The sequence below is a fragment of the Pseudomonas anuradhapurensis genome (assembly GCF_014269225.2).
GTDB lineage: Bacteria > Pseudomonadota > Gammaproteobacteria > Pseudomonadales > Pseudomonadaceae > Aquipseudomonas > Aquipseudomonas anuradhapurensis.
This window is the reverse complement of sequence record NZ_CP077097.1, coordinates 3615812-3628574: the sequence shown is the minus strand read 5'-3', so window position 1 is coordinate 3628574 and position 12763 is coordinate 3615812. Positions and strand designations below refer to the sequence as shown.

General features: G+C 62.5%; 12 protein-coding genes. 2 read left to right on the top strand and 10 right to left on the bottom strand.

The window, feature by feature from the left end; genetic code table 11:
- Nucleotides 1–28: 28 nt before the first annotated feature.
- From HU763_RS16680 to puuE, 7 genes are all read right to left on the bottom strand, one after another.
- A complete protein-coding gene (locus HU763_RS16680) occupies nucleotides 29–811 on the bottom strand; it encodes an outer membrane protein OmpK (protein ID WP_186688433.1) in 783 nt (260 codons plus the stop codon).
- A 350-nt stretch (nucleotides 812–1161) separates the two neighbouring features.
- Nucleotides 1162–1947, bottom strand: coding sequence for an outer membrane protein OmpK (locus HU763_RS16675; RefSeq protein WP_170031007.1), 786 nt, complete (start codon nucleotides 1945–1947; stop codon nucleotides 1162–1164).
- A gap of 153 nt (nucleotides 1948–2100) precedes the next feature.
- Complete coding sequence (locus HU763_RS16670) at nucleotides 2101–3453, bottom strand: nucleobase:cation symporter-2 family protein (RefSeq protein ID WP_186688431.1); 1353 nt, start codon at nucleotides 3451–3453, stop codon at nucleotides 2101–2103.
- Nucleotides 3454–3662: 209 nt separating this feature from the next.
- On the bottom strand, nucleotides 3663–4991 hold the full coding sequence (locus tag HU763_RS16665) for a urate hydroxylase PuuD (protein ID WP_186688429.1): 1329 nt from the start codon (nucleotides 4989–4991) through the stop codon (nucleotides 3663–3665).
- A gap of 59 nt (nucleotides 4992–5050) precedes the next feature.
- Entirely contained in the window at nucleotides 5051–5554 is a 504-nt protein-coding gene (locus HU763_RS16660; RefSeq protein ID WP_056801462.1) for an ureidoglycolate lyase, read from the bottom strand.
- Between the two features lie 57 nt (nucleotides 5555–5611).
- Nucleotides 5612–6127 (bottom strand): 2-oxo-4-hydroxy-4-carboxy-5-ureidoimidazoline decarboxylase, encoded by a 516-nt coding sequence (uraD, locus tag HU763_RS16655; RefSeq protein ID WP_170031001.1) that lies wholly within the window; start codon nucleotides 6125–6127, stop codon nucleotides 5612–5614.
- Complete coding sequence (gene puuE, locus HU763_RS16650; protein ID WP_170030999.1) at nucleotides 6127–7053, bottom strand: allantoinase PuuE; 927 nt, start codon at nucleotides 7051–7053, stop codon at nucleotides 6127–6129. The genes uraD and puuE overlap by 1 nt, the downstream gene beginning before the upstream one ends.
- A gap of 408 nt (nucleotides 7054–7461) precedes the next feature.
- On the opposite strand from puuE, the gene uraH reads away from it, so the two are divergent.
- Entirely contained in the window at nucleotides 7462–7815 is a 354-nt protein-coding gene (gene uraH, locus HU763_RS16645) for a hydroxyisourate hydrolase (protein WP_170030997.1), read from the top strand.
- A gap of 303 nt (nucleotides 7816–8118) precedes the next feature.
- Here uraH and HU763_RS16640 read toward each other — a convergent pair whose 3' ends face one another.
- Nucleotides 8119–9468 carry an NCS2 family permease gene (locus HU763_RS16640; RefSeq protein WP_186688427.1) on the bottom strand — a complete coding sequence of 450 codons (1350 nt, stop codon included), beginning with the start codon at nucleotides 9466–9468 and terminating at the stop codon, nucleotides 8119–8121.
- Between the two features lie 284 nt (nucleotides 9469–9752).
- Here HU763_RS16640 and HU763_RS16635 point away from each other — a divergent pair, with 284 nt between their 5' ends.
- Entirely contained in the window at nucleotides 9753–10508 is a 756-nt protein-coding gene (locus HU763_RS16635) for a GntR family transcriptional regulator (protein ID WP_170030993.1), read from the top strand.
- Nucleotides 10509–10556: 48 nt separating this feature from the next.
- Here the strand turns inward: HU763_RS16635 and guaD are convergent, their stop codons facing one another.
- Both guaD and xdhC read right to left on the bottom strand, forming a co-directional pair.
- Nucleotides 10557–11861, bottom strand: coding sequence for a guanine deaminase (gene guaD / locus HU763_RS16630; RefSeq protein WP_186688425.1), 1305 nt, complete (start codon nucleotides 11859–11861; stop codon nucleotides 10557–10559).
- A gap of 10 nt (nucleotides 11862–11871) precedes the next feature.
- Nucleotides 11872–12717 carry a xanthine dehydrogenase accessory protein XdhC gene (xdhC, locus tag HU763_RS16625; protein WP_186688410.1) on the bottom strand — a complete coding sequence of 282 codons (846 nt, stop codon included), beginning with the start codon at nucleotides 12715–12717 and terminating at the stop codon, nucleotides 11872–11874.
- Nucleotides 12718–12763: the final 46 nt, after the last annotated feature.

Here is a 12763-nt window from a genome sequence, read left to right as displayed (position 1 = left end):
GGCCGCAACGCGGCCCCGAAGGTTCAACTCAGAAATGAACCTTGAGCAAGAAGCTCATGGTGTTCTGGTCAGTAGTAAAGGCATCGGAATCCTTGATGCCGTACTTGTTCTTCCAGTAGTCGTATTCCACACCCACGTACAACTGCTTCTCACCCAGGTGCAAGGCCTTGCCCAGGTCGTACTTGATCTGCGGGTTGAAGTGCAGGTTGGCCTGGTAGGTGCCGCGACGGTTCTCGTCGTTGTCCACCACCCAGTCCATGAAGCCGTCGATCAGCACGTCGGAAGAACCGACCGGGATGGTGTACGACCACACCGGGGTAATCTGCCATACATTGTCGCCAGCGCGGCTGCCATCGGTGGTGCGGTTGTAGAAGTTCAGCTGGAAGTAGTCGAACCCGGGGATGGCCAGGTCGAAGCCGGGGCCGATCAGGTACGACTCGGTGTCACCCTCGCCAAACTCGTAGGTCATCGCCAGCAACACATCCTTGACCGGGCCGAACTCGAGCTTCTGATCGAAGATCTTGCCGAAGGACAGGCGCGGGCTGATCTCGCCATAGTAGGTGTTCGGGCCGTTGCCGGCGTCTTTCTGGCCCTGGTAGAAGATCTTGTCGACGAAGATGAAGTTGTCGCCATACTTCCAGGCGTCGGCGTGCTCGAAGGTGAGCGTTTGCTGGATCGCCGGGTTGACCTTGAAGTTCTTGCCCCACAGGTAGGTCAGGCTGTTGTTCTGCCATTGCAGCAGGTCGCCGCCAAAGGTGGTGCCGCAGGCCAGCAGGCCGCCGGCGAGGATCAGGCTGTTGATGGTACGCATTGCGAATTTCGCTCCCTTGATTGATCTGTTGTCAGCGCGTTATCGCGCTTTTTTTGTCTTTCGAGTCAGTTTTTTTCGATAGGCCACAGCTGTTTGGCAAGGGTTGAGCCAACTTTCCCGGGCTGGCAAAACCTTCCTGCTCGACTTCGTTCTGAACGGATGAAAAGGGTCTTTCAGGCTGGCAACACGTTGGCCAACCGCCCGTATTCATTGACTGAGCGGTCAGTAAACGCAGGCAGAATCCGTTCTGCCCTGATCGAGGGGGCGCGCAGATTACTGGCTTGCGCGCCTTGCCTCAAGTGCTCCGTCCTGGAGCGCGACGGACCAAACTTGTGCGTTTGGTCAACTTCTTAGAAGTGCACCTTGACCAGCGCACTGGTGACGCTCTGGTTGCTGTCGACGTTGCCTTGGCTGTCGATGCCGTACTTGTCCTTCCAGTAGCTGTACTCGATGCCCACGTACAGCTGCTTGGCGCCCAGGCCGAGGGCTTTGCCCAGGTCGTACTTGACCTGCGGGTTGAACTGCAGGTTGGCGTGGTAGGTCCCGCGACGGGTCTGGTCGTTGTCCACCACCCAGTCCATGTAACCGTCGATCAGAATGTCGGACTTGCCCACGGGCACGGTGTAGGACCAGGCCGGGGTGATCTGCCAGACGTTGTCACCGGGGCGGCTGCCTTCGGTGTTACGCAGGTAGAAATTCAGGGTGAAATAGTTGAAGCCGGGGATGGCCAGGTCGAAGCCAGGGCCGATCAGGTAGGCCTCGTTGTCGCCCTCGCCGCGCTCGTAGGTCATGGCGACCAGCACATCCTTGATCGGGCCCAGTTCGAACTTGTGGCCGGTGATCTTGCCCAGCGACAGGCGCGGGCTGAACTCCCCGTAGTAGCTGGTGACGCCTTTGCCGGGGTCGGCCTTGCCGTTGTAGAAGACCTTGTCGACGAACATGAAGGTGTCGCCGTACTTCCATTTGTTGGCGTGCTCGAAGGTGATCGTCTGCTGGATGCGGGGGTTGACCTTGAAGTCCTTGCCATACAGGTAGGTCAGGCTTTCGCCGTGCCACTGCAGCCATTCCCCGGCGTGGGCGGGGAGGGTGGCCAGCAGGCTGCTGCCCAGCAAGAGGGACGAGGTGATGCGTTTCATGTTGTGGTTCCCGGACTTATTGTTTTTGTTGGGTTTTTTTGGCGCGCAGGCGCCCCGGGCGGCCCATTCCGGCGGGCCGACGGTACAGCGTTTACGACGAGGTCGAGGCGGGGGCGGCTATGCGCCGCCCCCTGTTGCTCCAGGCGGGTTGCTTCAGTGCTGATGGCAGGCGTTGTGCGCCGCGCGATCGGCACCGCCGAGGATGTTGAACAGCACGTTGAGCACCAGCGCACTGACCGTGGCCATGGCGATGCCACTGTGGGTGATGGGTTCCATCCACTGCGGCATCTGGGCGAAGAACTCCGGGCGTACCACGGGGATCAGCCCGAAGCCGACGCTCACCGCAACCAGCAACTGGTTGCGGCGGTCGCCAATGTCCGCCTCCTGCAAAATCTTGATCCCGGTGGCGGTAACCATGCCGAACATGGCGATGGAGGCGCCGCCCAGTACCGCAGGCGGGATCGAGGCAATCAGCAAGGCCGCCTTGGGCAGCAAGCTGAGCAGGATCAACAGCGCACCGGCCACCACGGTGACATAGCGGCAGCGTACCCCGGTCATCTGCACCAGGCCGATGTTCTGGGCGAACGAGGAGTGGGTGAAGGTGTTGAAGAAGCCGGCGACGAAGGAGGCACCGGCATCGCACAACAGGCCGCGACGCAGCATGCCAGGGGTCACTTCACGGCCGGTCACCTTGCCCAGCGCCAGGAACATGCCAGTGGATTCGACGAAGATGATCACCACCACCAGGCACATGGACAGGATCGGTGCCAGGCTGAAGGTCGGCATGCCGAAGTGCAGTGGGGTGACCACTTGCAGCCACGGTGCCTGGCTCAGGCCCGACAGGTCGACCATGCCGATGGCGCCGGCCAGGATATAGCCCAGGCCCATGCCTACCAGCACCGACACGTTGACCCAGAACCCACGCATGAAGCGGTTGATCAGCAGGATCACCGCCAGCACCAGGCCGGCCACCAACAGGAAGATCGGCGCACCGAAGGTGCCAGCCTGCTGGCCGCCGCCGGCCCAGTTGACCGCCACCGGGAACAGTGACAGGCCGATCGAGGTGATCACCGTGCCGGTGACCAGGGGTGGGAAGAACCGTACGACCTTGGACATGAACGGCGCGATCAGCATGCCGAAGAACCCGGCGGCGATGGTCGCGCCGAAGATCCCCTGCAGGCCCACGCCGGGCATGCCGGCCATGGCCACCATGCTGCCGACGGCAGCGAAACTGGCCCCCATCATCACCGGCATGCGGATGCCCACCGGGCCGATACCGAATGACTGGATGATGGTGGCGACACCCGCTACCAGCAGGTCGGCGTTGATCAGGAAAGCGACTTCTTCACGGGACAGCCCGGCGGCCTGGCCAATGATCAGCGGCACGGCGATCGCGCCACCGTACATCAGCAGGACATGTTGCAGGCCAACCAGGATCAGCTGGAGCAGGGGCAAGGGCTCTCGCGGCGGCGCAACAGGGATATACGCCTTGCGTGACTCGGACATGCAGCACCTCGAGTTTTGTTTTTATTCTCGGATCCAAGCGCCGGCGCCAAGCGGCAGGCTCTCGCTGAGGAGAGCCTGGGGTTCCCGCCTGGGGCTGACGCTCGATGCTTGCTTGTTGCGTGAATCTTCAAGTTCGAGGCCGGTATTGCCGGCCTCTTCGCGGGTAAACCCGCTCCCACAGGGAGCGGTGTGATCCCGACGATTGTGTTTCAGTTGACCGGCGCGCCTTTGGCGATCCAGTCACCGACGAGCTTGCGCTCTTCGGTGGTCATCTGGGTGATGTTGCCCAGCGGCATGATCTGGCTGGCGACCGCTTGCGCCTGGATGCGCGCGGCCTGGGCCTGGATCTGCTGCGGGGTGTCGAACATCACGCCAGCAGGCGCGCTGCTGAACAGTGGGCTGGTCGGCTTGGACGAGTGGCACACGGTGCAGCGTTCCTGGATGACATTGTGGATCTTGTCGAAGCTCTCGCCGCCCGCCTGGGCCGTGGCCTGGGCTGGGGCTTCGGCGGGCGCGGCAGGTGCTGCGGCAGCCTTGGCGGCGTCCTCGGCGCGTTGCTCGGCAGCGGTCTTGCCACCAACAGCGGTCGCCGGCAGCGGCTGGTACTCGACCTTCGCTGCGGCCTGCTCAGGGCTGGAGGGCATCGGCTTGGGGCCGGTCACGTAGGCCAGGCAGATCATCGCCAGGGCACCGACCGGCAGGGTCCAGGCGTACTTGTTGCTGTCATGGCGGGTGTTGAAGTAGTGGCGGATGAGTACCGCGGCTACTGCAATACCGGCCAGGATCAGCCAGTTGTACTGGCTACCGTAGGTGCTCGGGAAGTGGTTGCTGATCATGATGAACAGCACCGGCAGGGTGAAGTAGTTGTTGTGGCGCGAGCGCAGCAGGCCCTTGGCAGGCAGTACCGGGTCGGGCGTCTGGTTGTTCTCGATTGCCGCCACCAGCTGGCGCTGGGCCGGCATGATGATGCGGAACACGTTGCCGACCATGATGGTGCCGATGATCGCGCCAGTGTGCAGGTACGCACCACGGCCGCTGAACACCAGGCTGAAGCCCCAGCAGGCGGCGATGATCAGCACGAACAGCACGGCACCGAGCAGCGCTGGCTTCTTGCCCAGGGGCGAGTCGCACAGGAAGTCGTAGATGAACCAGCCGGCGATCAGCGAGCCGATACCGATGGCCACGCCTTCGGCACCGCTCAGGGTGCTGCCAGGGGCCAGCAGGTACAGCGTCGGGTTCCAGTAGAACACCACGCACAGCAGGGCGATACCGGACATCCAGGTGAAGTAGGCTTCCCATTTGAACCAGTGCAGGTTCTCGGGCATTTTCGGTGGTGCGAGCTTGTATTTCTCCAGGTGGTAAATACCACCGCCGTGAATTGCCCAGAGATCACCCGACAACCCATCGCGCGGGTTGCTTCGGTTCAGGTGGTTCTCCAGCCAGACGAAGTAGAACGATGCACCGATCCAGGCTACGCCGGTGATCATGTGAACCCAGCGAATGCTCAGGTTCAGCCATTCGTGAAGGTGTGCTTCCACAGTATGTACCTCTTGCCGGTCACCCGCTCAGGCTGGGCCGTTGCATGACCGACCTTTTCTTATTGGTGGGGATTGAGGATCAGCATCTGTTCCTCGGTGAAGTAATGCTCGTCGCAGTTGTTGCCAGAACCGCTGCGATCAACCACCAGGAAGTCATCCCGCTTTTCGATCGTCAGCACCGGGTGGTGCCAGACGCCGCGATGGTAATTAACGCCCTGCCTGCCATTACTGCGGAAGGCTCGGACCAAGCCTGATACAGGTGCATCGCCAACCGGCGCGACCACGATCAGAAAGGGGTTGCCGAGCAGCGGGATGAAAGCCTGGCTGCCCAGCGGATGGCGTTCCAGCATGCGCACGGTCAGCGGCATGTCCAGCGCGTCGGCGCGGAAGATGCTGATGATCGCCTTGTCTTCAGGCTCGGCGGTTTCCACCGTGGCGAGCTTGTGGAAGCGCATGGTCGAGCCGTTGTTGATCATGAAGTGGTCGCTGCCATCGGTTTCGATCACGTCTCCGAAGGGGGCGAAGGCTTCTTTGCTCAGGGGCTCGATCATCAGGGTGCGCATGCGGATATCTCTTCTATGTTCGTTGTTCTGGTTCAGGTTCAAGGGTTGCCGCGCCGGTTACAGCTGCAGCAGGCGGAACAGCGCGATCAGGTTGATCTGCGCCAGGGCTTCCTTGAATTCGGCATCGGCGTCGTTGTGGATGCGCTTTTCGAAAGCGGCGAGGATCTGGTGCCGGTTGCTGCCTTTTACCGCCATGATGAACGGGAACTGGAATTTGGCCTTGTAGGCGTCGTTCAGCTCGGTGAAACGGGCGAATTCTTCCGCGGTGCACTGGTGGATACCGGCGCCGGCCTGCTCATTGGTGCTCGACTCGGTCAGTTCGCCTTGGATGGCTGCTTTGCCGGCCAGGTCCGGGTGCGCGTTGATCAGCGCCAGCTGCTCGGCGTGGCTGGCGCTGAGCAGGATGTCGCTCATGCGCTGGTGCAGCGCCTCGATCTCGTCCAGTTCTGCCAGCTGGCCCAGGTCGTAGGCTTTTTCCGCAACCCAGGGCGAGTGCTCGTAGATGTCGGCGAAGGCCTTGACGAAGGCTTCACGGTCCAGGGCGGATGGCTTGAGGGTCTTGAAGGCGGTCATCAGGCGTTCTCTTTCTGGTACGGGTGGGTGGTGTGCCAATGGCGGGCGATGTCCACGCGACGGGCGAACCAGACCTGGTCATGGCTTTTGGCGTAGTCGACGAAGCGCTTCAGCGCGGCCAGGCGCGCCGGGCGCCCGACCAGGCGGCAATGCAGGCCGATCGACAGCATTTTCGGTGCTTCGGCACCTTCGGCGTACAGCACATCGAAGGCATCCTTGAGGTACTGGAAGAACTGCTCGCCGCAGTTGAAGCCTTGTACCTGGGTGAAGCGCATGTCGTTGGTGTCGAGGGTGTAGGGGATCACCAGGTGCGGCTTGCCGGTGGGGTTGTTCGGCTCCCAGTAGGGCAGGTCGTCGTCATAGGTGTCGCTGTCGTAGAGGAAGCCACCTTCCTCCATCACCAGGCGGCGGGTGTTCGGGCCGGTGCGGCCGGTGTACCAGCCCAGCGGGCGTTCGCCGGTGATTTCGGTAAGGATGCGGATGGCTTCGAGCATGTGCTCGCGCTCCTGGGCCTCGTCCATGTATTGGTAGTCGATCCAGCGGTAGCCGTGGCTGCAGATCTCATGGCCGGCTTCGACCATGGCGCGGATCACGTCGGGGTGGCGCTGGGCGGCCATGGCCACGGCGAAGATGGTCAGCGGTACGCCGCTGTCCTTGAATAGCTTCAGCAGGCGCCACACGCCGGCGCGGCTGCCGTACTCGTAGAGCGATTCCATGCTCATGTTGCGCACGCCCTGCAGCGGCTGGGCAGCGACCATTTCGGAGAGGAACGCTTCGGATTCCTTGTCCCCGTGCAGAATGTTGCGTTCGCCGCCTTCCTCGTAGTTGAGGACGAAAGACAGCGCGATGCGAGCGTTGCCCGGCCATTGCGGGTGAGGAGGGTTGTTGCCGTAACCGATCAGGTCGCGAGGATAGTCAGCGCTCACTGCAGTCTTCCTTCTTGTGCGTTTGTGCGGGGGTGGGCGGGCCGCGTCGGGATGTCGCACCACCGGATGGAATGATTGTATACAACTTCTGAAATCATTTGTAAGTCTGTTTTTCCGCATTTCTTCCCTTTTGTCGCTTGGCAGCGGCCCGGAATTTCATTGCAAGAAACCTGCCTGATTGGTCAGCTTGTGACGTTGTCGTCGGCTCGGAGCCTGAGTTGCCCGTGTATTTGCCAACAGAAGGGAGCGGCTGGGCGGGAAACGGCCGGTGAAGCGGATTGGTTCAAAAAATTGTGTACAATCTTTCGGCCAAATGTCTTAATGGTGTCCTTCCCGCACATCGATGGCCTTTGCCGTGATGCTGGCCGTGTATTTTTTGCCCACAGATTGAACAAGAGGCGACAAGCAATGGGACGTTTGACCACACACGTACTGGATGCCGCGCATGGCTGCCCGGGCAGCTCGATCAAGGTCGAGCTGTACCGTGTCGAAGGCCAGCAGCTGGAGCTGGTGAACACTGCCCTGACCAACAGCGATGGCCGCGTCGACGCGCCGCTGCTGCAGGGTGACGACTACCGCACCGGTGTCTACCAACTGCAGTTCAGTGCCGGCGATTACTACCGCGCCCGCGGCGTGCAGCTGCCGGCCCAGGCGTTCCTGGATGTTGTCGTGCTGCGTTTTGGCATTGACCAGCAGCAAGAGCACTACCACGTGCCACTGCTGATCTCGCCGTACAGCTATTCGACCTATCGTGGAAGCTAGTTGGTCGCTAGAAGAATCTTCGTAGGTCCTTGGCCCGCTCTCACACTGGCGGGCTTTTTTTCGTCTGCTGTTTGTCGCCGGCCAGCCAGTTGCCATCTGATCGCTAGCGCGGGCCCTTGTAGGAGCGGCCTTGTGTCGCGAAAGGGCTGCGCAGCAGCCCCGGCAATTTGTGCATCTGCGCTGCAACCCTGGGGCTGCTGCGCAGCCCTTTCGCGACACAAGGCCGCTCCTACAAAAGCCAGCAGATTGATGCCGGCCAAATAAAGAAAGGGCGCCGAGGCGCCCTTGGTTGCTGCAGCAGGGTCAGAGGAACACGAACTTGGCAATGAAGATCGCGCACAGCACCCACAGGCTGGCGGAGATTTCCTTGTACTTGCCGGTACCCGCCTTCAGCGCCACGTAGCTGATGAAGCCCAGGGCGATACCATCGGCAACGGAGAAGGTCAGCGGCATCATGATCACCGTGACGATCGCCGGAATGCTGTCGGTAGCTTCGTCCCAATGGATGTGGGCCATGCTGCCCATCATCAGCATCGCCACGTAGATCAGCGCACCGGCAGTCGCGTAGGCGGGAATCATCCCGGCCAGTGGTGCGAAGAACATCGCGGCAATGAACAGCACGCCGACCACCACCGCCGTCAGGCCGGTGCGGCCACCTGCGGCGACGCCGGCAGCACTCTCCACGTAACTGGTCACCGGCGGCACACCGACCACGGCACCGAACACGCTCGAAGCACTGTCGGCCTTCAACGCCCGCGACAGGTTTTCGATGCGCCCGTCCGGCGCAACCAGGTTGGCCCGCTGCGCCACGCCCATCAGGGTGCCGGCCGTGTCGAACATGTGCACGAAAAGGAACGCCAGCACCACGCTGATCATGCTGACGTTGAACACCCCGGCCACATCCATGGCCATCCAGGTCGGGGCCAGGCTCGGCGGCATCGACATCACCCCGCCAAACTTGACCAGGCCCAGGCCCCAGCCCGCCACGGTGACGCCGATGATGCTGATCAGGATCGCGCCGAACACCCGCTTGTAGCTGAGGATGGCGATCAGCAGGAAGCACAGTGCCGCCAGCAGCGGCCCCGGCTCGTGCAGCGAACCCAGCTTGATCAGGGTGGCGGGGCTGTCGACGATGATGCCTGCGGTCTTCAGGCCGATCAGCCCGAGAAACAGTCCGACACCGGCCCCCATGGCATGGCGCAGGCTGACCGGGATGCTGTTGAGCAACCATTCGCGCACTTTCGACAAGGTGAGGAACATGAACAGCACGCCCGAGACGAACACCGCCCCGAGTGCCGTTTCCCAGTTGTAGCCCATGGTGCCGACCACGGTGTAGGTGAAGAAGGCGTTGAGGCCCATGCCAGGCGCCAGGCCCACCGGCCAGTTGGCGTACAGGCCCATCAGCAGGCAGCCCAGTGCGGCGGCGATGCAGGTGGCGACGAAGGCGGCGCCGTGGTCGATGCCGGCGTCGGCCATGATGTTGGGGTTGACGAAGATGATGTAGGCCATGGTGATGAAGGTGGTCACCCCGGCAATCAGTTCGGTCCTGACGGTACTGCCGTGTTGCTTGAGTTTGAAAATCCGCTCCAGCCAGCTCGTTTCGAGCGGTGGGGCGAGATCCAGCGTAGGGGCTTCGGATTTGCGGCTTTCCACAGCAGGTACTCCTCAAGTCTTTCTTGTTGTTCTTGGGCCCGGTTCCTGCGCAATGCACTTGGCGGCCCCGCGAGGGAAGGCAGACGTCTGACCGCTTTTTGTTGACTTGCAGGTCAAGAAGTTGCTCGGTGGATTATGCTTTTGTGTACAAAGAATGCAAATAATGTTTTATCTTTTGTGTGCGCAATGTGGCGTACAACGGCTATATAGGTAAAAGGCCACCTGCAGAATCGGCTCAGCCTGTGTACAATGGCGCCATACTTTCCTTCGTGCCTCGAGAGCCCATGAACGAACAGCTGCAACCTCTGAAGAAACCTGCGCGCAACGGCAAGGCCGGGCGCAGTGGTACCCAGGACGACATCGTCTACGCGCATATCTTCGAGGCGATCCTCGAGCAGCGTCTGGCTCCGGGCACCAAGTTGAGCGAGGAAGCGCTGGGCGAGATCTTCGGCGTCAGCCGCACCATCATCCGCCGTGCCTTGTCGCGCCTGGCCCACGAAAGCGTGGTGCTGCTGCGGCCGAACCGTGGCGCGGTGGTGGCCAGCCCCACGGTGGAAGAAGCCCGTCAGGTGTTCTTCTCGCGGCGCATGGTCGAGCGGGCCATCACCGAGCTGGCGGTGCAGCACGCCACGCCAGAGCAGCTCAACGAACTGCGGCAGATGGTGCGCGACGAGCGCGACAGCTTTTCCCGCGGTGACCGGGGCGCCGGCATCCGCCTGTCCGGCGAGTTTCACCTCAAGCTGGCAGAGGCCGCCGGTAACGCGCCACTGGTCAGCTTCCAGCGCAGCCTGGTGTCGCAGACCTCGCTGATCATCGCCCAATACGAAAGCGGCAACCGCTCGCACTGCTCGTATGACGAGCACATGCAACTGATCGATGCCATCGAGGCGCGTGATGCCGAACAGGCCGTGAGCCTGATGATGCACCACATGGACCACATCGACAGCAAGCTGAACCTGGACGAGGAAAGCGCCTCGGACGACCTGCATGCGGTGTTTTCGCACCTGCTGAAAAAGCCCAAGGCAGCCGCCAAGGGTTGATCGTTTGCCGAAATGAACGAAGGGGCCGCTTGCGGCCCCTTTGTATTATCAGCGCTGGTGCACGCAACGCCCGGCGGCGTAGGTTTCGCGCACGGTGCGATCGTCGCCCAGGGTAGTGAGCACGAACAGTGTCTCTTCAATGCTGTTGGACTGCTGGATCCGGTAGTCCAGCAGCGGCGTGGCCTTGTAGTCCAGCACCACGAAGTCGGCATCGTTGCCCGGGCGCAGACTGCCGATGCGGTCGTCCAGGCGCAGCGCCCGGGCGCCGCCGAGGGTGGCCAGGTACAGCGACTTGTACGGGTGCAGGCGCGCGCCCTGCAGCTGCATCACCTTGTACGCTTCGTTGAGGGTGTTGAGCAGCGAGAAGCTGGTGCCGGCGCCGACGTCGGTGCCCAGGCCCACGTTGACCTTGAAGCGCTCGGCCTGCGGCAGGTTGAACAAGCCACTGCCGAGGAACAGGTTGGAGGTGGGGCAGAAGGCCACGGCCGAGCCGGTTTCCGCCAGCCGCTGGCATTCCTCGTCGCACAGGTGCACGCCGTGGGCGAACACCGAGCGTTCGCCCAGCAGCTCGAAGTGGTCGTACACGTCGAGGTAGCCCTTCTGCTCGGGGAACAGTGACTTGACCCAATCGATTTCCTTGAGGTTTTCCGACAGGTGCGTGTGCATGTACACGCCCGGGTGCTCCTTGAGCAACTGGCCGGCCAGGGTCAGCTGTTGCGGGGTGCTGGTCGGGGCGAAGCGCGGGGTGACGGCATAGTGCAGGCGGCCCTTGCCATGCCAGCGCTCGATCAGCGCCTTGCTTTCGGCGTAGCCGGACTCGGCGGTGTCGGTCAGGTAGTCCGGCGCGTTGCGGTCCATCATCACCTTGCCGGCGATCAGGCGCAGGTCCAGGCGCTCGGCCTCTTCGAACAGGGCATTGACCGATTCCGGGTGCACGCTGCCGAACACCAGCGCAGTGGTAGTGCCGTTGCGCAGCAGTTCCTTGAGGAAGATCTTCGCGACCTGGTCGGCGTGATCCTTGTCGGCAAACTGCTTTTCGCAAGGGAAGGTGTAGGTATTCAGCCAGTCCAGCAGCTGTTCGCCGTAGGAGCCGATCATGCCGGTCTGCGGGAAGTGGATATGGGTGTCGATGAAGCCTGGGGTGATCAACGCGTCCTGGTAGTGCTCGACCGGGATGTCGGCATCCAGGCCCGGTAGCAGTTCACTGGCATGGCCAACGGCGCGGATGCGGCCATCATCGACTACCAGCAGGCCATCCTCGAAGTATTCATGGGAAGCTTCCAGGCCCACCTCGGCCGGGTCGGCGATGCTGTGCAGGATGGCGGCACGGTAGGCTTTGCGGGTAACGGTCATAACATTCTCGTCAAAGGGTTTGGCTGCGCCGGGAGGATGGCAGCAACTGGGCAATGGGGCCGGCATTGGCCGCAGCGTCGTGCTGGCCGAAGCAGGCGTTGTAGGTGGCGATGATCTCGGCGGCGATGGACACGGCGATTTCGATGGGCAGCTTGCCCTTGACCTCGGCCAGGCCCATCGGGCAACGCATGCGTGCCAGCACGGCCTCGTCGTAGCCGCGCTCGCGCAGGCGGTGTTCGAACTTGACCCGCTTGGTCTTCGAGCCGATCAGGCCGAACCAGGTGAAGTCGTTGCGCTTGAGGATGGCGGCGCTCAGCTCCAGGTCGAGCTGGTGGTTGTGGGTCATGACGATGCAGTAGCAGCCCGCTGGCAGGCTGGCGACTTCGTCGACCGGTTCCTCGCTGACCACCTTGGTTACCCCGTCGGGCACCAGGGCCGGGAATTCCTGCTCGCGCGAATCGATCCAGCGCACCCGGCAGGGCAGCGCGGCGAGCAAGGGTACCAGAGCGCGGCCGACATGGCCCGCGCCGAACACGGCGATTTGCGCCTGCACGGCGGCCATGGGCTCGAACAGCAGCACGGTGACGCCGCCGCAGCACTGGCCCAGGCTGGCGCCGAGGCTGAAGCGCTCCAGGTGCGGGGTGCTGCGCTGCTCCTCGAGCATCTGCCGGGCGATGTGCAGCGCCTTGTATTCCAGGTGGCCACCGCCGATGGTGTCGAACAGGCCGGTGGCGCTGACGACCATTTTCGAGCCAGCGTTGCGCGGGGTCGAGCCGCGCTCCTCGATGATGGTGACCAGCACGCAGGCTTCGCCACGGGATTGGTGGTCGGCGAGGGCGTTGATCCATTGGTGCATGATGCAGATCCTCTCCAGGGCAACGCGGTCCGCTTTGTGTAGGAGC